Origin of the sequence: Puia dinghuensis, assembly GCF_014642875.1 — a bacterium.
Taxonomy (GTDB): domain Bacteria; phylum Bacteroidota; class Bacteroidia; order Chitinophagales; family Chitinophagaceae; genus Puia; species Puia dinghuensis.
The window spans coordinates 717,721-735,666 of the sequence record NZ_BMJC01000003.1 but is presented as its reverse complement, the minus strand read 5'-3'; the positions used below and the strand labels follow the sequence as shown (position 1 = coordinate 735,666).

General features: G+C 50.6%; 20 protein-coding genes and 1 pseudogene. 10 read left to right on the top strand and 11 right to left on the bottom strand.

Annotated elements, in window-relative coordinates; genetic code table 11:
- Positions 1–2: 2 nt before the first annotated feature.
- Positions 3–845, bottom strand: coding sequence for a hypothetical protein (locus tag IEY39_RS16315; protein ID WP_188933424.1), 843 nt, complete (start codon positions 843–845; stop codon positions 3–5).
- A complete protein-coding gene (locus IEY39_RS16310; protein ID WP_188933422.1) occupies positions 842–1,966 on the bottom strand; it encodes a DUF1972 domain-containing protein in 1,125 nt (374 codons plus the stop codon). The genes IEY39_RS16315 and IEY39_RS16310 overlap by 4 nt, the downstream gene beginning before the upstream one ends.
- Before the next feature lie 381 nt (positions 1,967–2,347).
- On the opposite strand from IEY39_RS16310, the gene IEY39_RS16305 reads away from it, so the two are divergent.
- From IEY39_RS16305 to IEY39_RS29850, 5 genes and pseudogenes are all read left to right on the top strand, one after another.
- Positions 2,348–3,109 carry a sugar transferase gene (locus IEY39_RS16305; RefSeq protein ID WP_188933421.1) on the top strand — a complete coding sequence of 254 codons (762 nt, stop codon included), beginning with the start codon at positions 2,348–2,350 and terminating at the stop codon, positions 3,107–3,109.
- A 362-nt stretch (positions 3,110–3,471) separates the two neighbouring features.
- Positions 3,472–4,233, top strand: a complete 762-nt coding sequence (locus IEY39_RS16300; RefSeq protein WP_188933420.1) for a sugar transferase — start codon at positions 3,472–3,474, stop codon at positions 4,231–4,233.
- A gap of 33 nt (positions 4,234–4,266) precedes the next feature.
- Positions 4,267–4,410, top strand: coding sequence for a hypothetical protein (locus IEY39_RS16295; protein ID WP_188934009.1), 144 nt, complete (start codon positions 4,267–4,269; stop codon positions 4,408–4,410).
- Positions 4,410–4,538: pseudogene (locus IEY39_RS30250) on the top strand (gluconate 2-dehydrogenase subunit 3 family protein); the annotation flags it as partial. The gene IEY39_RS16295 and the pseudogene IEY39_RS30250, both read left to right, overlap by 1 nt.
- A 101-nt stretch (positions 4,539–4,639) precedes the next feature.
- Entirely contained in the window at positions 4,640–4,858 is a 219-nt protein-coding gene (locus IEY39_RS29850; RefSeq protein WP_229688940.1) for a hypothetical protein, read from the top strand.
- A gap of 81 nt (positions 4,859–4,939) precedes the next feature.
- Here IEY39_RS29850 and IEY39_RS29845 read toward each other — a convergent pair whose 3' ends face one another.
- Positions 4,940–5,176 carry a hypothetical protein gene (locus IEY39_RS29845; RefSeq protein ID WP_229688939.1) on the bottom strand — a complete coding sequence of 79 codons (237 nt, stop codon included), beginning with the start codon at positions 5,174–5,176 and terminating at the stop codon, positions 4,940–4,942.
- Between the two features lie 24 nt (positions 5,177–5,200).
- On the opposite strand from IEY39_RS29845, the gene IEY39_RS29840 reads away from it, so the two are divergent.
- Genes IEY39_RS29840 through IEY39_RS16275 form a run of 3 tightly spaced genes read left to right on the top strand, consistent with a single transcriptional unit; the run spans position 5,201 to position 6,686 of the window.
- Positions 5,201–5,644 (top strand): GMC family oxidoreductase, encoded by a 444-nt coding sequence (locus IEY39_RS29840; protein ID WP_229688938.1) that lies wholly within the window; start codon positions 5,201–5,203, stop codon positions 5,642–5,644.
- A 57-nt stretch (positions 5,645–5,701) separates the two neighbouring features.
- A complete protein-coding gene (locus IEY39_RS16280; protein WP_188933419.1) occupies positions 5,702–6,139 on the top strand; it encodes a DUF983 domain-containing protein in 438 nt (145 codons plus the stop codon).
- Between the two features lie 10 nt (positions 6,140–6,149).
- Entirely contained in the window at positions 6,150–6,686 is a 537-nt protein-coding gene (locus tag IEY39_RS16275; protein ID WP_188933418.1) for a carboxymuconolactone decarboxylase family protein, read from the top strand.
- Between the two features lie 49 nt (positions 6,687–6,735).
- Here the strand turns inward: IEY39_RS16275 and IEY39_RS16270 are convergent, their stop codons facing one another.
- The 3 genes from IEY39_RS16270 to IEY39_RS16260 form a co-directional block, all read right to left on the bottom strand.
- A complete protein-coding gene (locus IEY39_RS16270; protein ID WP_188933417.1) occupies positions 6,736–8,313 on the bottom strand; it encodes a YifB family Mg chelatase-like AAA ATPase in 1,578 nt (525 codons plus the stop codon).
- A gap of 96 nt (positions 8,314–8,409) precedes the next feature.
- On the bottom strand, positions 8,410–9,726 hold the full coding sequence (locus IEY39_RS16265) for a MutS-related protein (RefSeq protein WP_188933415.1): 1,317 nt from the start codon (positions 9,724–9,726) through the stop codon (positions 8,410–8,412).
- An 8-nt stretch (positions 9,727–9,734) separates the two neighbouring features.
- Positions 9,735–11,120, bottom strand: coding sequence for a dihydroorotase (locus IEY39_RS16260; RefSeq protein WP_188933413.1), 1,386 nt, complete (start codon positions 11,118–11,120; stop codon positions 9,735–9,737).
- A gap of 35 nt (positions 11,121–11,155) precedes the next feature.
- Here IEY39_RS16260 and IEY39_RS16255 point away from each other — a divergent pair, with 35 nt between their 5' ends.
- Positions 11,156–12,901 (top strand): hypothetical protein, encoded by a 1,746-nt coding sequence (locus IEY39_RS16255; protein WP_188933411.1) that lies wholly within the window; start codon positions 11,156–11,158, stop codon positions 12,899–12,901.
- 27 nt (positions 12,902–12,928) lie between these two features.
- Here IEY39_RS16255 and trhA read toward each other — a convergent pair whose 3' ends face one another.
- From trhA to ubiE, 3 genes are all read right to left on the bottom strand, one after another.
- Positions 12,929–13,555, bottom strand: coding sequence for a PAQR family membrane homeostasis protein TrhA (gene trhA, locus IEY39_RS16250; protein ID WP_188933409.1), 627 nt, complete (start codon positions 13,553–13,555; stop codon positions 12,929–12,931).
- A gap of 75 nt (positions 13,556–13,630) precedes the next feature.
- A complete protein-coding gene (porT, locus tag IEY39_RS16245; RefSeq protein ID WP_188933407.1) occupies positions 13,631–14,365 on the bottom strand; it encodes a type IX secretion/gliding motility protein PorT/SprT in 735 nt (244 codons plus the stop codon).
- A 171-nt stretch (positions 14,366–14,536) separates the two neighbouring features.
- Positions 14,537–15,352, bottom strand: coding sequence for a bifunctional demethylmenaquinone methyltransferase/2-methoxy-6-polyprenyl-1,4-benzoquinol methylase UbiE (gene ubiE / locus IEY39_RS16240; RefSeq protein ID WP_188933405.1), 816 nt, complete (start codon positions 15,350–15,352; stop codon positions 14,537–14,539).
- A 66-nt stretch (positions 15,353–15,418) separates the two neighbouring features.
- Between ubiE and yihA the strand changes: the two genes are divergently transcribed.
- On the top strand, positions 15,419–16,030 hold the full coding sequence (gene yihA, locus IEY39_RS16235) for a ribosome biogenesis GTP-binding protein YihA/YsxC (RefSeq protein ID WP_188933403.1): 612 nt from the start codon (positions 15,419–15,421) through the stop codon (positions 16,028–16,030).
- A 21-nt stretch (positions 16,031–16,051) separates the two neighbouring features.
- On the opposite strand, the gene IEY39_RS16230 is transcribed toward yihA, so the two are convergent.
- A complete protein-coding gene (locus IEY39_RS16230; protein ID WP_188933401.1) occupies positions 16,052–16,648 on the bottom strand; it encodes a hypothetical protein in 597 nt (198 codons plus the stop codon).
- A 20-nt stretch (positions 16,649–16,668) separates the two neighbouring features.
- On the bottom strand, positions 16,669–17,937 hold the full coding sequence (locus tag IEY39_RS16225; protein ID WP_188933399.1) for a ligand-binding sensor domain-containing protein: 1,269 nt from the start codon (positions 17,935–17,937) through the stop codon (positions 16,669–16,671).
- Positions 17,938–17,946: the final 9 nt, after the last annotated feature.

The window sequence follows — 17,946 nt, the reverse complement described above, 5'->3', positions numbered from 1 at the left end:
CCCTAAATTACATTTATTTTTTTCTTTAATTCCCGAAGCGTGACAATGATAAAAGCCGCCACGAAACCCAGTGCGGTCCAGGCAGTGATGGATTTGGTCATGGTCACCGACTGCGGATTTTCGGTGGGCCGGAATGCCGTGATCTTAGCCAAGGCCTTATCCCGGTGAATAAGGTAGTTGTTGATCTCGGTTTTCAGACTGTCCAGCGAATTGGATTGCCTATAGAGAGATGCGGGGTCGAAATATTCTTTCTTCAGCGAGTCGATCTTCACCATTTCCCCCTGCAGATAATCGAGCCGTTCGTGCCATATCCGCCCTTGTTCGTCCATTTCTTTTTTGAGATAGGGAAGGCCATTGATATAGTTGATCAATGCTTCTCCGATGCTGTCGGCCCCGGAAGGAGACCTCAGCCCCGCCACTATCCGGAAGAACCGGCTCTCCGTCGCGTCCTTATCCAGGGTCTGGCCGAGGAGGTTCTGGGTCCCAAGACTATTTACCCTATCCGCAAGCACGGGTGAGAGCTGCAGCTGCTGCGCTAACTGCTCCTTCGAGCCCGACCGGACCAGCAGGTTCAGCTGATCGATGATGTTCATATAGGCCACCTTATCCAGGGTATTATATTCAACCAGCATGGATACCTTGTAATTCTTTCCGGCAAACGAATAATACTGCCACCCGGCCAAGGCACCCAGGATAACCCCAAAGGTCAGCGACAGATAGCCCTTCCTGAATATAGCACCGACCTGATGCAGGCATTGGAAGAAAAAACGGAGAGTATGAACAAAGAATAGTTGAAGACCGGCAAAGGAAATATAATCTTCTGATGAGGTGTTTTTCTCTGTCATAATACCTGTAATTTACCATCGGTCCGCTTCTTTCCCTGCAGGTTGTCCGCAAACAGTTGTTCGTAGCTATCCACAATTCCCTCCCAGGTGTACATGTTACGGATCTTTTCTGTATTCACCTGCTTCCATTCATCGATGATCTGCTGCTCCGGCAATCGTTCGAGCAGACCCGCAATATCATCTTCGGACGCAAAATAACCCGCTTCTTTCCCCAGTATCGTCTTGTTGAAAGAGTTATTATGGGCGAGGATCGCGCATTCACAAGCCATCGCCTCCAACAGCGAAGGATTGGTCCCGCCAACCGAATGGCCGTGAAAATAGAAAGAAGAATAATGCCGCAGGGCATTGGCTACCTCAGCGTCGTAAATTCCGCCTACAAAAAGCAGATCGTCCTTCCGGTAGGTTTTTTGCAGATAGCTGCCGAAAGCATTGCCCGGGTTGCCGATCAATACCAACGGTTTTTTCCTGTCGGCAGCAAGCCAGCCGCGGATGATCATTTCGATATTATTTTCAGGCTCCATCCGGGCCATCAGCAGAAAATAATCCTGCTTGTCCAATCCCCACCGGCCCAGATTGCCGGCCACATAGTATTCGGGAATTTCGGCGCCATAAGGGATATGAGCGAGTGGCCGATGGTATCTTTTTTCCAGGTAATCGCGGATATTGGTACTATCGGCTACCAGTATGTCACCATGTTGCGCGGCCCATTTTTCAGCGTGGAGAAGAAATTTCCTTGTCAGCGGCCCGTATTTGCTGCGCTTCCATTCCAGCCCGTCCATGTTGATGACGTTTAGCGCATCCTTCGGCCACAGGCGGTGCCACACCGAATTGCTGGTATATCCCAGCTGCAACAACACATCGAAGCCCCTTTTACGCGCATCTTTCAGACAATTATAATCATATACGAATTGTCCTGCCGACCCGATATAGTTTTCCCAATCGGTGCAGCGAATGATATGTACGCCTTCCCATTCTTTTTCCCTGTAAGGGTGATTACTCGAATTGTATACCCAAACCGAATGTCCCCGTTGTACAAGGCCAACCGAGAGAAACTGCGCAAACTGCTCAAAGCCCCCATAGTTATTGGGAATACCCCGAGTACCTAAGATTCCGATCCTCATTGGATGATTTAATTTTGATCTTCAATCGCGTGCGGGTAGCCAACACATTCAATTTTTTTTAAATTGATCGCCCCGCTGACGGGACAAGGTTATGCCCTACCAGTTAGTAGTATTTTTATTCCTGGAATTATTGAGTTTCTTTGCAGCTTGCTATGTGAAAGCTTATTATGTCAAACGCAGTCAAGTGTTTCGCCGGTTGCTTCCAGAACAAATTTTAGTTCCTATCAGCAATAAGTAAGTAAAAAAACTGTTATAGGGTCTTTAAACCAAAGGCCAAGAAAAACGTCTTACCTATCTGGTAGGTTAAACATCTAATTAATTAATTTAGCGTAATTTGCACGCAGATTTACAAAACGGACAAAATCAATAAACCTCGGTCTTATGATTGAAAGCAAGCGGCTGACTCAAGAATTTGTTAAGGCAGATGATCAGACAGAAGGACGCGCCGTGAATCTGAGGCATTATTTAAGTGAAAGGCGTAACTACTTAATTATCAAAAGAATATTTGATGTTGTCTTCTCCGCTTGCGTATTGATCTTCGTTTTTAGCTGGCTTTTTCCAATTTTATATATTCTCATCAGGCTTGATTCGCGGGGTCCTGTCTTTTTCATACAGAAGAGAGTAGGTTTCCTGGGAAAGTCATTCCCTTGTCTTAAGTTCAGGACGATGTATGTTAACGCGGAAGCCAATACCAAACAGGCTACCGATGATGACCCCCGCATCACCCGGATGGGTAGGTTTCTTCGCAAATCCAATCTGGATGAGCTTCCACAATTCCTCAACGTTCTCGTAGGGCAGATGAGCATTGTGGGTCCCCGTCCGCATATGTACAAGGATTGCGCAAGCTTCTCCCGTGTAGTAGACTCCTACAAGCTTCGCAACCTGATGAAACCCGGCATCACAGGTCTGGCGCAGGTGAAGGGCTATCGTGGCCCTGCTCAAAGCTTCGACAAGATCTTCAGGCGATATCAATGGGATGCATTCTATGTGCGCAATGCAAACTTCTGGCTCGACCTTCGCATCGTCCACTTTACCGCCATGCAAACCTTCTCGTATATTCTGAGCAAGTTTATCATTATCGACGATGTGCCGACGCCCACCCTCGCCGGCGAACTCATCGAACCTAAGAATATGCTCAACTAAGCCAATTATTTTTCATTTTTTTTGTCGCGTGCAAATGTGCTCATTTCGGGCTTAAGCATGCCTAAAAGCGCTTAATTCGTGTCTTATTGCTGTTAAACGTGTAAAAACGACTTTTAACGTTAATTTATTTAACAGCTTCCGATGCAACGTTTTTATTTTGAACATTGTCAAAGACGCCTGAGATACGCTTTCCAGCAACCCCGACATGACCCTGCGCGCGGAATCAGGTCCGGATCAGAAAACGCCGATGGCACCGTTCTTGCTATCGTACCGAATAACTGCTTATTTGCATCCGTTATGCCGCTATGGTTGAGTTGCAGTAGAGAACGTTATCAGAAAACGAAAAACCAATCCTTCGTAACATGCAGAGCACAATTGTTGAATCGTCCGTTCGTTGCCCCGAAAACTGGGAAAAAGGTAAATGGCAGTTTATTCGCGAGTATTGGAGTGACAGGTACAATTATTTGGTTGTCAAGAGAATAATGGATATTACCACTTCTCTTGTAGTCCTCCTTCTCATTTTTCCCTGGTTGTTTCCCCTACTATATGTATTGATCAAATTGGATTCCAGGGGCCCTGTGCTGTTCAAGCAGAAGAGAGTGGGCTTCCTTGGAAAAACCTTCTATTGCTATAAGTTCAGGACGATGTATGTCAATGATTACGCCGATACCCGCCGGGCTTCCCGCAATGATCCCCGGGTTACCCGCATCGGCTGGTTCCTCCGCAACACCTGCCTGGATGAGCTTCCGCAGTTCATCAATGTCCTTTTGGGGCATATGAGCATTGTAGGGCCCAGGCCGCATATGTTAAAGGATTCTAATGAATTTGCCAACCTGGTATCCAATTACCAGTTTCGTAATATGGCCCGTCCTGGCATTACCGGACTCTCACAGGTGAGAGGATATCGCGGACCTGCCACGAGTTTCGAAAGCATTTTCCGCCGCTATCAATGGGATTCTTATTATGTCCGCAATGTGAGTCTTACCCTCGATCTAAAGATCATGGTAGGTACGGCCCTGCTGATGATGCGGTCCGTATTCTACAAGGATCAGCCCGTACCTCTCGATAACAATAGGCCCGTTTATAATTCGGAATCCCTGGTTTCAGCTAAGAAAATTGCGTAGGTGCTACACTACTAAAATTGTATATTCGGGGAGATGAGGATCAACCGACGCACCGCCATCACCCAATTGCTATCCTTTCTGCAGGCGCAGCCCTGCTTTCCTCCTGTCTCCAAAACCAGGGCGGTAAAGGAGTCCAACTCCGGAATTTCCGCCTGGACCCCGACCAGCAGCGATTAATGGAAGAACTGACAGCTACCCTTATTCCAACCACAGACACACCTGGTGCGAAAGAAGTATCGGCACATTTATTCGTACTGAAAATGCTCGATGATTGCGCCACCGCGGACGACCGGGCGAAATTTCTGAAGGGCATGCAGCAATTCGATGCCGCAGCAAAGACCTCCGACGGTGACTCCTTTGCCCGGCCGCTGCCAAAGAGTTCACGGAAAAAGGCTACAAGACCCTCGTGCTCGAACGGGGTCGAGAAGTACGCCATCTCAAGGATTATCCCACCACTGTACAGGAGAAGCCCTTCGACTGGATCCGCGGCTATCAGGTGGGTGGCAAATCGCTCCTATGGGCCCGCCAGACCCAGCGCTGGAGCGACTTCGACTTTGAAGGCCCTGCCCGCGACGGCTTTGCGGTCGACTGGCCTATCCGGTATAAAGACCTGGCGCCCTGGTAATACCAATTCCACCACCATACCCTGGGCCGAGCGCACCGGCTACCTGACCCTCCGCCCCTTTTCCGTCGTTGACTCCATTCTTTATGATGAGAGAAAAAACCGGGCCACCGGGGTGAGGATCATTGACGCCAACACAAAAGAAACGTTCGAATACATATTTCCGCCGAATACGACGGTTTTAAAGATTCTACCACGGACGGCCGCCGCCCTACCGGCGCCTATATCCCCCGTTTCCGCAACGTCTTCCAGCAGGACAAGGACGCCAGCTTTCTCCGCGGGTATGCCGCCGGGTTCTCCGCTTTCCGCGGCTTCGATCACCCGACCGAAGGGTTTGGTCTTGCCTTGAAAAACAATCTCAACAGCGGACGCCTGGGACCCTGGTGGGTTGGCTCGCATATGATGGGCGAAACCATTCCCAAGGAAACAAATACCGTTAGCCTGGATGACAGCCGGAAAGATGCCTGGGGTATCCCTCAGCTGAAGATCAATATCAGCTACGATGACAACGACGAAAAAATGCTGAAGGACTTTTTTAAACAGATGACGGACATGTATACGGCTGCTGGCTTCACCAACATCAAGACCGGTGATTCGGGACAAGCGCCCGGCCTGGACATCCACGAAATGGGGGGCGTTCGCATGGGGAAAGACCCGAAGACCTCCCTCCTCAACAAATGGAATCAGCTGCATGCCTGTCCCAACGTATTCGTCACCGACGGCGCCATCCTGCTCATCGGGGGTAGCCATGCGGAAAAACGTAAAAAGTACCATTTAAGTCCGGAATAGCACAATACCCGGGGATGGCGGCTTAGTACCTTTGTGTGGTAATAAAATATCCCTTGTATGTGTGCCGATAAAATTGATCATGAACATTCTCATCACAGGCCCAGCCTGATTGGCAGCATCCTGCACAACAGGTGCTCCCGGTGTCGCAGGGGGCCGCTTTTCATCGACCCTAACCCGTATCACCTGAAACGGTTTATGAAGATGAACGAGCACTGCCCCGTCTGTGGGCAGCCATTCGAGATAGAGGTTGGCTTCTGGTTTGGTACGGGTTATGTCAGTTATGCCCTTGCTATCGCGGTTTGTGTCGCCAGCTTCATCGCCTGGAAGGTGTTGATCGGGATGTCGTTGCAGGACAACAGGCTCTTTTGGTGGATGGGTGTCAACGGTATCCTCCTGCTTCTGCTGCAGCCCGTGCTGATGCGCCTGTCCAGGACCATCTGGCTCAATTTCTTTGTCCGGTATGATCCGGAAACGATTGGTAACTTAGCATCCTAATTATTCGCATATGCTTCCTTTCGTTGTCCCTTCCCGTGACCAGCTGGCGCCCGAAGCACAGGTGCTCTACGATCAGTTTCAGCAGTCCGGCGGGAAAATGCCCAACCTTTACGCTACTATCGGCTATTCCGCCAATGCCCTTGTCACCTACGTGCAATATTCCCGCGGGCAGGCGAAGAACACCTTTCATGTCCGCGACCGCGAAGGCATCTTTCTCATCGTCTCACAGCTGAACGGTTGCGAATATTGTCTTGCCTCGCATACCGCCAGCGCACTCAAAGCCGGCTGGAAAGAAGAAGACACCCTCGCCATCCGCGCCGGCAACCACCCCGACAAAAAGTGGCAGGTGATCTATGCGATCGTTCGATCGGTCATCGAAAACAAAGGCGAGGTCGCCGACGCGCTGCTTCGCGACTTCTCCGCCCTTGGATACAACGATGCCGCTATCATGGATTTGTTTGTGCTCATCAATGTTATGAGTTTTACCAATTATGTCTATCGTCTGATAAAGGTCCCCATCGACTACCCGTCGGCGAAACCGGTCTGATCGCCACCGTCAGACCTTCGTGCCATCGCCGCGTGGAACAGCGATTCGGCTATCCCGCCCAGCCCTCTCTGTCGAGACCCCTGAATTGGATGGCCTCGGCAAGATGTTCTGCCCGGATACATTCACTACCCGAAAGATCAGCGATCGTCCTGCCTATCTTCAGGATATGATCGTGGGCCCGAACCGACAGCTTCAATTTGTCCATGGCCGCCCGCACCAATTGTTCCCCGGCAGCGTCGATGCGGCAATAATGGTGCAACAACCGGCCGCTCACCTGTGCATTACAGTAAAGGCCGGAAGATGCCTGCGCCGGTATCCCCATCCCTTGCGGCAACACCCTTTCATAGCGTTTGCGTTGCTGTTCCCTCGCTGCTATCACTCGCTGGCGAATCTGCTGTGAATTATCCCCTCCACCGCGATCAGCCAATGTCGTATAGGACACGGGTACCACCTCTACGTGGAGATCGATACGATCGAGCAAAGGTCCGGAGATCTTATTAAGGTATCTCGACACGGCCCCGGGCGGACAGGTGCATTCTTTGTCCGGGTGGTTATAATAGCCACAAGGACAAGGGTTCATCGAAGCGATAAGAATGAAAGAAGAAGGGAATTCCACGGAAAGCGCGGCCCGGCTTATCAGCACTTTCCGGTCTTCCATCGGCTGTCGCATCATTTCCAGCGTACTCCGGCTAAACTCCGGCAATTCATCGAGAAAAAGCACTCCATGATGAGCGAGAGAAATCTCTCCTGGCTGAGGGATACTACCCCCTCCCACCAGCGCCATTCCGGAAATGGTATGATGGGGACAACGGAAAGGGCGTTGAGAAAGCAGGGTCGTATTTTCCGGCAGCTTGCCGGCTACGCTATGAATCTTTGTTGTTTCCAGCGCTTCCTGCAGGCTTAATGGCGGTAGAATGCCTGGCAACCGTTTTGCCAACATCGTCTTTCCTGCCCCGGGTGGTCCTACCATGACGGCGTTGTGGCCGCCTGCTGCGGCGATCTCCAATGCTCTTTTGATATTTTCCTGTCCTTTTACATCGCTGAAGTCCAGGTCTGAAGATGGAGCTTGGGAAAGGAAGGATTTACGGACATCGACTATGACGGGGTCAATGGAAGAAGTGTTCCGGAAAAATCCGATCACTTCCCGCAGGTGGCTAAACGCAAATACTTTCACCTGATTGACGATAGCCGCTTCGGATGCATTTTTTTGTGGGACGATGAGTCCTTTGAATTGTTCTTTACGCGCCTGTATGGCGATGGGCAGGGCGCCCTTTATAGAATGAATACTGCCATCCAGACCCAATTCCCCCATGATCACATAATCTTTCAGGCTTTCTGCATCGGGAATCTGTTCACTGGCGGCGAGGATGCCGATGGCGATAGGGAGGTCGAATGCCGAACCATATTTCCGAATGCCCGCCGGAGCGAGGTTGACCACGATCTTGGTCCGCGGCATGTAAAATCCATTGCTCTTTATTGCGCTCTCTATCCGTTGAATGCTTTCTTTTACTGCGCTGTCGGCCAGCCCGACCACAAAAGTATGCAAGCCTTCAGTCACATTCACTTCCACGGTGATGGTGATAGCCTCCACTCCATACACCGCACTTCCAAACGTCTTCACCAACATATCAATAAGGTTTAGCCGATGAAGCTAACCAAAATTTTGATATGCATGAAAATAATTTGCAACGACGTTTCACAAAAAATGTTCCACGGCACGACGCTACAGATTCTCCAGCATCTCCACCACCTTCTCCCTTTTGAGGATCAAATACCCGATGCGGTCGTTGCTGATACCCGGCTTTAGCTGATAGCTAAACTGCAATTGATCGTCCTTTACGGTCGTCTCGAAATAACTGAAAAGGATGTTGGGATATACTTTCAGCTCTTCGCCTATCTCGTAAAGATGGGTGGAAAGGATGAACAAACTCCGGTGGATGCGGATAAGCCCTTTAATCACCGTGCTCGAACACTTCATCGCATCCTGCATATTGGTTCCCTTAAACAGCTCGTCGATGAGCACCAACCACTTTTTCTGCGTACCGATCTTCTGCAATGTATTCCGGATACGCTGCACTTCATTAAAGAAAAAGCTTTCGCCCTTGCTGATGTTGTCGACGACATTGATATTACTGAGGATGCCGTCAAACAGGGTGAGCTGCATCGACCTGGCCGGCACCCCCATACCCAGGTGGGCAAGAAAGACGACCACTCCTACACTCCGGATGAACGTGCTCTTGCCCGCCATATTGGCCCCGGTGAGAAAGATAAAATTGGCATTCCGGTCGAGTTTTACGTCATAGGCGACGGGATGGGGCAGCAAGAGGTGATATAGCTGCTCTGCCTCCAGGAAGGGGTCTTCCTGTTCGAGAAAAACGGGAAAGCTCAGCTGATATCGCTCGATGGCTGTTGCCATCGAATACCAGGCGTCGAGCCGATTGTAGATATCGATGAGCGACACCATGGCAGTCTTGAAACTATGCCGAATATAATGTCCGAAATAGATGACCTGCACCGGGTTCAATTTTGTCCCCGACTCGATCTTTCTCAGTTGGTGAAGGATATCCTGGTCCAGCAGCCGGCGTGATCTTTCCAGCAGATCGTTCAACAACGCCGGACAACCCGGGACATTCAACAGGGATATTAGTTGGTTCATACCCCGGACGAAATCGGCAAAATGTCCCACCGAATACCGGACGACGGCATAATCCGCCGCGTGAAAGAACTTATAGCCAAGCGCAGCCGGCAGGTTCTGGCCGTGAGGGATAGGGTCTATTTGCGTCTCATAGAAACGCTCCATCACCATGATCGTCCCGTTGCTTATCGAGGATGGCCATTCCCCCATCTTTTCCCTTATCAGCGCCAGTATCTGCTGTGTCGCTATTATCGGCCCCGGTTTGCTAAAGGGATTGCTGAAAAGCTCCAGCAAAACATCCTTGCCGCCCCGGGTGCGGGTAAAATCCAGTTTGTGAAAGATGGATAACTCTTCCTCCCTATTGAAAAGGGAAAGGTCCTCATACGTAGTGTTATCGATATCCATGGCGTATATTAAAGGTCAAATCGCAGGCGCTGCCCCCATTGAGATTCATCGAAGCGCCCATTTCCATAAACCAGGTGGCCGTTTACAAAGGTATGGGTCACGGTCGCCGGAAATTCGAATCCTTCCAGCGGGCTCCAGCCACATTTGTAGAGTACGGACGCCGGGCTCACCCGCGATGGCCGGTTGAGGTCTACCAGCACAAGGTCGGCAAAATAACCTTCCCGGATAAATCCTCTTTCCGCAATGCGGAAACAGGTAGCCACGGCATGACTCATCTTTTCCACCACCTTCTCCAGGCTGATCCTTCCCTCGCGGACATAATGGAGCATCAGCAGCAGGGAATGCTGGACGAGCGGCAACCCGGCATGCGCCCGTTCGTAGGCGTTGGGCTCTCCATCCGGAACCAGCCTGCCGTCCACCGTCCGCATCAGCCCTTTTTCAGTCAGCGTATGCGGCGCATGATCCGTCGCGATAAGATCGAGCCGGTCGTCGAGCAGCGCCTTCCACAGCGCTTCGCGGTTATGCGGCGCCTTAATAGCCGGGTTACACTTGATCCGGTTGCCCAATACCGCATAGTCGTCACTGGTAAAATGCAGGTGATGCACACAAACCTCCGCCGTGATGCGTTTATCCGCCAGCGGCAGCATATTGCTGAAAAGCGACATCTCCTTTTCAGTAGACAGATGAAAGACGTGCAAGCGGCTATTGTGTTTTTTGGCGAATTGGATAGCCGTCAGCGATGATTCGAAACAGGCTTCCTCATTCCTTATCAGGGGATGATCGGCCGCCACCAACTCCCGCCCTTCTTTATGAAATCTTTCCAGGTTTTGTCTGATAATCTTTTCATCCTCGCAATGAGTGGCGATGAGCACTTCACTTTCGCGAAAAAGCTTGTCCAGGGTAAGGTAGTTATCCACCAGCAGATTGCCCGTGGACGACCCCATAAAGATCTTGATCCCGCAGATGTCCTTCTTCTTCTCATTTGTCCGCAAGGCCTCATCCGCATTGTCGTTGGAGGTGCCCATATAAAAAGAATAGTTCGCCAGCGAGCTGCGCGCTCCGATGGCATACTTGTCTTCCAGCAGTTGCTGGGTGAACACCGGCGGCAGGGTATTCGGCATTTCCATAAAGGACGTAACGCCCCCGGCTACCGCGGCTCTTGCCTCCGTATAGATGGTAGCCTTGTGGGTTAGTCCCGGCTCCCGGAAATGACACTGCTCGTCGATAACACCGGGCAATAAATGCAGACCTTCACCGTTGATCTCCGTGACAGCAAAGGATGGTTGAAGTTCTGTTCCGATTTTTTCGATCCGCCCGTTTTTGAGTAGTAAATCTGCTGTACTAATCCTACCTTCGTTGACTATGGAGACATTCTTGATCAAGTAATTATGCATAACGAATATTAGATCCTCCCTTTATTTGACGCATTATGACGCAATTTATTAAAACCCTTGTAAGACTTCAGAAAAAGTTGTCCTTCCTGGTATGTACCCTTCTGTTGGCTGTACTGATGCCGGGAAAGGGCCATGCTCAGTCCAGCTACTTGCCCCAGGGTTCTAAATTTGATCATTTTCTGGATAGGATGGAGATCCTGTTGCAGACCGATCCAGACCTGAATATCAGCACCGCCAAACCCATCAGCCGCCGCCTGGCCGTCCGGGTAGCTCAGCTATCTGACTCCCTCCATAAATTCTATCCTTATGATTATTATTACCATCTTTCATCCGTGGACAGGGCCAATCTCTCCTCCCTGCTGATGAACAACATCGAATGGGTGACTACCAATAAGGATAGCTTCATGAGCAAGCGCCCCTGGCTGCAGGCGTTTTATAAGAACAAAGCCAATTTCTACGAGGTGGAAGATAAAGATTTCTTTCTGGCTGTCGATCCGGCTATCCAGCAGACCCAGTCCTATGAGAGCGGGAATAAAAACCGCGTATTCCTTAATTCCAAGGGCGTTACCCTCCGGGGGATGATCGCGGGCAAACTGGGATTCTCCGCCTATCTCACCGACAACCAGGAAAGAGGACCGGGCTATTTCCAGCAACGCGTTGCTCAATTCGATGCTATCCCGGGCGCAGGCTATTTCAAAGCTTTTCATACGACGGCGTTCGATTACTGGGATAATCGGGCCTCCATCTACTTCAACACCTGGAAATACGTCGACTGGCAGTTCGGGTATGACAAGAATTTCATCGGCAACGGCTATCGCAGCCTCTTTCTCAGCGACAACAGCGCGCCCTACCTCTTCCTCAAGTTCAATACCCGCATCTGGCACCTCAATTACCAGACGATCTATATGGAACTGATCAGCCAGCACAATACTATTACCGACTATCAGTATCCAAAAAAATATGGCGTCGTCCACCACCTCAACATCAACGCTACCCCCTGGCTCAACCTGGGTCTTTATGAGAATATCATCTTCAGCCGGGCGGACCACTACGATTTCTCCTATCTCAATCCCGTCATCTTCCTGGTGTCCGCCCAATCACAGAACGGCAACCCGGACAAGACCACGGTCGGCTTTGACTGGAAGATGAACATCGGTCATGCGACACAATTCTATGGGCAAGTGTTGATCAATGAATTTATCCTGCATCAGATTCTCCACTATGGTCAGGGTTACTGGGCCAACAAACAGGGGCTGCAACTTGGCTTTAAATACGTCAATGCCTTCGAAGTGAAGAACCTCGATCTTCAGTTCGAGACGAACATCGTCCGGCCTTATACGTATCAGGCAAAAGATACGGTGTCCAACTACAGCCACTACAACCAGCCCCTGGCGCACCCGCTCGGCGCGGGCTTTTACGAATTTATTGCTATCGCCCACTACCAACCCGTCTATAAGTGGAATCTGGAAGGGAAGATCATTTACTACAAACAGGGGGTGGACTCCGCCGGCGTCAATTTCGGGAGCAACATCTTCGAACCTTATACCTCCAGACCGCGGGACTACGGCTTCCAGATCGGTACCAGCGGCCTACCCGCCAATTGCCTGCTGATGTCCGGTCTTGTCTCCTATCAATGGAAAGAGAACCTCTTCCTGGAGCTTTCGGCCCAATACCGCCATTATTCCGTCAATGATCCGAGCAACACTTATCGCAGCAATAACTCCACGATGTTCACGGCCGGGGTGCGCATCAATATGTTTCGACGGGAATATGATTATTGATCGGTCTGCCGGGACGCCGGGGGTCGATCACATCGCCATCAGCACGGCTACATAGTGACATATGGCTGCCGTCAGCACGAACCCATGCCACACCGCGTGGGTATACTGGTATTTATCCCACAGGTAGAAGAAGACGCCGATGGTATAGAGGGCGGCGCCGGCGAAAATAAAGACCAGCACCTCATGCGGCAATACGTCGAAGAATTTTCTGCCACCTACGACCATGATCCAGCCCATTGCCAGATAGATGAGGGTGGAGATGATCTCGAACTTTCCGGTGAACCAGGCTTTGAAGAGCGTGCCCGCCACCGTCAGACTCCACAAGATTATCAGCAGGGTCATGCCGAAGGAATTATGCATGTAGACGAGAAGAAAGGGAGTATAGGTGCCGGCGATGAAAAAGTAGATGCCGATGTGGTCGAATATTTTAAAGACCCGCTTTTTTCGCGGTGAATTGGTCAGGTGGTAAACGGTGCTGGAAGCAAAGAGGAGCAGGAAGCAAATTCCATAGACACAGGACCCAATGACACCTGCGGTATTGCCATGTGCGGTGGCGATACCAGGCAGCAGCGGAAGCCCCGTGAGACCGAACAGCACTCCGGTAGCATGGGTAAGACCGTTGACAATCTCCTGTTTTCGGGTATAGGATTCCATACCTCAATACTTGACATTGTAATCTCGCATTAGAACAATAATGTGCAGCACACGGTTCGCAATGGGGAAAATTTTTTAGCCTTCGAAGATCAGCGAGAAAACGATCATCCTCGACTTCAGCTTGTCGATAACATTGGAGTATTGCAGATTGGGGTCCCGGCTGTGGATGTTCTTTATACCCTCGCTGATCTTCAATTCCGGGGACAGGATGAAGACAGGGAAATAGATCTGGAAACCAACCCCCGCTTCGACGCTCATGTCGGAAGGGAGCAGCTTTACGAGGTTTTGCGCTTTGCGCGCAGAAGAATTGGAAGCCAGATCGTAGCGGTAGTTGATGCCGCCGAGCATATATACGCGGAAATTATTGATCCGGTCGGACAGGAATTTCACCTGCGCAGGAAAGCCCAGCAGGAGGGATTGTATCTGTTTGGTCGCTATAGGCGTTTCGCCAGCCGGTGGGTATTTGACATGATAGGCGAGTGTATTGTTGGCGAAAATAAACTCCGGAAAGGCAAAACGAAACTCAAAATGCTCGGCGAGGCGAAAAGTGAACATCCCCGACACCCCAAAGCCACCGTTATTGCCGGGCGTCACATATAGGACGCTGTCGCTTTGCAGGAATTGCGGATGCGGGGTTACTTGCAAATGCGAACTGGTATACATAAACCCGATGCCCAGGTAATATCTTTTAGTGTCATGATCCGGCAGGTTAAGGAAATCCCTCAACTGCGCCGAAGCACGCCTGCCTGCCAGTAAACAGCCGCAAAACAGTACGGAAAAAACAACTACCCTACTTTTAAACAACTTCATAAACTACTTAAAATCAGTAAATTAATACGTCCCAGGTACATTAGACCCGGGCATCCGACATAGATTGAGGGTAGATAGACTCGATAGGCTTGACTTGAAGTGGTAAACATAACGATAAAACGGGTTAATAATTGCCTGCTCAGGCTTGTTTCAGCCGCAGGTAATTATTTTTCATCGGCCGGCTGGAAGCTTCGCTTTCTCCCCGGTGTACAAGGAGCAGATTCCCAGGCTGAGCCGGTGTAACCGGGTACGCGCATACCCGCAGCCGTCTAATATCCGGAGAAAGGCTGCTCCTTCGGGGAAAGCCTTCACGGAATCGTTCAGATATTGATAGGCTTCCCGGCTGCTGGATACCATCTTCCCAACATTGGGAGCCACCAACCGCAGATATAGATCATAGACTTGCCGGATGCCGGGTGTATGCGGCTGCGAAAATTCCAGCACCACCAATCTGCCACCCGGTTTCAACACGCGAAACATCTCTTTCAATCCTTTTTCCAGGTGTTCAAAATTGCGGACACCAAAGGCTACCGTTATCGCATCAAACGTCTCATCCGGAAATTGAAGGAACTCGCTATCGCCCGTTTGCAAGGTTATCCGTTGCTGCAGCTGCAACCGGTTGATCTTCTGCCGGCCGATCTCCAACATGCCGGTGGAAATATCGACACCCGTGATTCGGACGACGGGCAAATAGCGCGCCATCATAATGGCCATATCCGCAGTACCCGTCGCCACATCGAGGATTTCTCCCGGCTCGTGCGATTCTGCTCCGGCTTCACTCCCAGCCGCGACCCCTTTGCCATTGATGACCGCCCCTGCTTCCCGGATGGCCCGCCGGCGCCAGTAAAGATCGATGCCGCCGGAGAGGAAACGGTTGAGGAAATCATAGCGAAAGGCTATTTTGTCAAACATCTCGGCCACCTGCTGTTTCTTCCCTGCCTCCGAATCCTTGAAAGGGACGATCCTGTCATGTGAATAATTAGCCATAGGAGGACAAAGGTACGTATCTTAGGCCCAAAAACCGGACGGAGTCCGGTTCATCGAAATTAGCGCATGGATATACATTCCTCCGTATATGTGATCAGCAGTCCCGACTATACCAAATGTCCGAAACCCGACCGGCCGGAATATGCCTTTATCGGCCGAAGCAATGTCGGCAAGTCTTCGCTCATCAATATGCTTTGCAACAACGACAAATTGGCCAAGACTTCCGGTACTCCCGGCAAAACACAACTGATCAATCATTTTAGCATCAACGATGAATGGTATATCGTCGACCTGCCCGGCTACGGTTTTGCAAAGGTCTCACAGGCGGAGAGGCGGAGATGGGAAAAGATGATCGAAGACTACCTGCGGAAAAGAGAGAACCTCGTTACCGTTTTTGTCCTCATCGACAGCCGTCACAGTCCCCAGAAGATCGACCTGGAATTTGTAAACAAGCTGGGAAAATGGCAGATCCCTTTCTGCCTCGTATTTACGAAAGCGGATAAGGAAAATCAGCGCACCGTCGCCGCCAACGTAAAGGCCTTCCTCGATAAAATGCGAGAGACCTGGCAATTCCTGCCCCAGCATTTTGTCACCAGCGTCGTCAAAAAAATGGGGCGGGACAAGATTCTCCACCTGATCGAAGAAATGAACGAGGAATTTCAAAAGGAGATCGGTTGAGAAGGTGCCGGGCCAGAAAAATCAGGCACAGCGGGGCACATCGATCCTTCTCCTCCAAATCCCCGAAGCCGTGAATACCTCCAGCATATATTCTCCTGGTGCCAGCGAAGGGAAATTTTCCTGTCCATTCTGTAAGATACCTTCCCGGACCCTCCCATCCGTCCTGATAAGCCGGTATTTTTCCCTGCCCGTATGCCGGATATCCAATTTTACAACCTGCCGGTCCACTGTATACCAGCTCACATTATATTCCGGGACAAAGCCCAGGATTGCCACTTTGCTCCAGGACAATTGGCCGTTGAGAGCAATATAAAGCAGGCGATAATAATTGAGGCCGGCCTCCGGGTAGCCGCCGGCGAAGCGGTACATATGAATGCTCGTCCTTTCCTCTGTTGTATACCGGGGCCCGAGGGGTTGCCAATACATCCCGTCGGAACTATGTTCCAGGACAAAATGCCCGGCATGCTGGTCTGCCGCTGCCTGCCAGGTCAAGATCCCCACTTCGCCGTGGCGGTCGGTCGTCAGGCTTAGCAGGCCGGATTGGTCCGCAGAGCGGGAGAAAAGGGTAGTGAGCATCATTGGTCTGGCAGGTTTATCGATATAGATGGTGTTCTTCATAAGAGAAGGTGATTGTATTTTTACCGTGGTTTCATGACGGTAAGCCCCCCTCCGTAGGTGCCGGCATAAAGGGTGTTACCCTGTATATATAAGAGAAATATCCAGTTTCTTCCCAGCCCATTTATCGTAGTATAGCTGGCAAAGTGGCTGCCTCCGTCCGTGGAGATAGAAAGCCCGCCTCTTGAAGCCACGTAAACAGTATTACCCTGCACATGTACGTCCTGTAGCCAATTATTTACCAATCCATTGGTTGTGGTATAGTTGGTAAAGCTGCCATTGCCGGTGGAGATGGACAGACCGCCCCTGGTAGCGGCATAAACGGTATTGCCCTGTGAATATGCGGCATACACCTGATTGCTCCCCAGCCCATTGACCTTGGTGTAGTTGGTGAAGGTGTTCCCCCCGTCGGCAGAAATGGAAAGTCCGCCGATAGTAGCTGCATAAATGGTATTACCCAGTGCATATACACCAAATACTGAATTATTTCCCAGCCCATTGGCCGTAGTATAATTTGTAAAGGTGCTTCCTCCGTTGGTAGAAATGGAAAGCCCGCCGATAGTAGCTGCATAAATGGTATTTCCTTGTACATATACGCCATGTACCGCATTAGCTCCCAGCCCATTGGTCATGGTATGGTTGGTGAAGGTGGTTCCCCCGTTGACAGAAATGGAAAGCCCGCGGAGAGTAGCCACATAAATGGTATTGCCCTGAGCATATATCCCGTATGTATAGTAATCCCCCAGCCCGTTGGCCGGGGTATAATTGGTAAAGTGCTGCCCCCCGTCGGTAGAGATGGAGAGCCCGTTAGTAGTGGTCGCGAAAATAGTATCACCTTGTGCATATACGCCGTATACAGTGGAATCCGCCAGTCCGTTGGCCTGGGTATAATTGGAGAAGATATATTTGAATCCCAGGCCATAGGTAGTGGAGGAGCCGTTCCCGGCGGTAACGGTAACTCCGGCCACTTTGTTATTGCTGATGTCGATTGTATCGAAATAGGTACTGTCATTGACTTTCTTTCCCGCATTGCTGGTAGCCGCAGGATCGATATGGAATACGACGGGCACTTTTCCGACTTGGGACGGGTCTTTCAGGTCGATGGCGAAAGTGTCCGGGGTGCTGCTATGCCCAATGGCGCCTATAGCCGTATCGATGGTGACGGTCAGTTGACTGTTGTTATGGACAACAGGAACGACTGGAGGAATGGCAGGGGCTGTAGAGTTTTTCTTACAGGCCGTAAAAGCGATAATAATGCTGAAAAGGAATGCCGGGATAATGATGGGCCTCATAATTACAGG

What these genes read in the sequence shown, in the direction of transcription:
- IEY39_RS16315 (WP_188933424.1), bottom strand. Translation starts at nt 845, where the DNA reads ATGACAGAGAAAAACACCTCATCAGAAGATTATATTTCCTTTGCCGGT.
- IEY39_RS16310 (WP_188933422.1), bottom strand. Translation starts at nt 1,966, where the DNA reads ATGAGGATCGGAATCTTAGGTACTCGGGGTATTCCCAATAACTATGGG.
- IEY39_RS16305 (WP_188933421.1), top strand. Translation starts at nt 2,348, where the DNA reads ATGATTGAAAGCAAGCGGCTGACTCAAGAATTTGTTAAGGCAGATGAT.
- IEY39_RS16300 (WP_188933420.1), top strand. Translation starts at nt 3,472, where the DNA reads ATGCAGAGCACAATTGTTGAATCGTCCGTTCGTTGCCCCGAAAACTGG.
- IEY39_RS16295 (WP_188934009.1), top strand. Translation starts at nt 4,267, where the DNA reads ATGAGGATCAACCGACGCACCGCCATCACCCAATTGCTATCCTTTCTG.
- IEY39_RS16280 (WP_188933419.1), top strand. Translation starts at nt 5,702, where the DNA reads ATGTGTGCCGATAAAATTGATCATGAACATTCTCATCACAGGCCCAGC.
- IEY39_RS16275 (WP_188933418.1), top strand. Translation starts at nt 6,150, where the DNA reads ATGCTTCCTTTCGTTGTCCCTTCCCGTGACCAGCTGGCGCCCGAAGCA.
- IEY39_RS16270 (WP_188933417.1), bottom strand. Translation starts at nt 8,313, where the DNA reads ATGTTGGTGAAGACGTTTGGAAGTGCGGTGTATGGAGTGGAGGCTATC.
- IEY39_RS16265 (WP_188933415.1), bottom strand. Translation starts at nt 9,726, where the DNA reads ATGGATATCGATAACACTACGTATGAGGACCTTTCCCTTTTCAATAGG.
- IEY39_RS16260 (WP_188933413.1), bottom strand. Translation starts at nt 11,120, where the DNA reads ATGCATAATTACTTGATCAAGAATGTCTCCATAGTCAACGAAGGTAGG.
- IEY39_RS16255 (WP_188933411.1), top strand. Translation starts at nt 11,156, where the DNA reads ATGACGCAATTTATTAAAACCCTTGTAAGACTTCAGAAAAAGTTGTCC.
- trhA (WP_188933409.1), bottom strand. Translation starts at nt 13,555, where the DNA reads ATGGAATCCTATACCCGAAAACAGGAGATTGTCAACGGTCTTACCCAT.
- porT (WP_188933407.1), bottom strand. Translation starts at nt 14,365, where the DNA reads ATGAAGTTGTTTAAAAGTAGGGTAGTTGTTTTTTCCGTACTGTTTTGC.
- ubiE (WP_188933405.1), bottom strand. Translation starts at nt 15,352, where the DNA reads ATGGCTAATTATTCACATGACAGGATCGTCCCTTTCAAGGATTCGGAG.
- yihA (WP_188933403.1), top strand. Translation starts at nt 15,419, where the DNA reads ATGGATATACATTCCTCCGTATATGTGATCAGCAGTCCCGACTATACC.
- IEY39_RS16230 (WP_188933401.1), bottom strand. Translation starts at nt 16,648, where the DNA reads ATGAAGAACACCATCTATATCGATAAACCTGCCAGACCAATGATGCTC.
- IEY39_RS16225 (WP_188933399.1), bottom strand. Translation starts at nt 17,937, where the DNA reads ATGAGGCCCATCATTATCCCGGCATTCCTTTTCAGCATTATTATCGCT.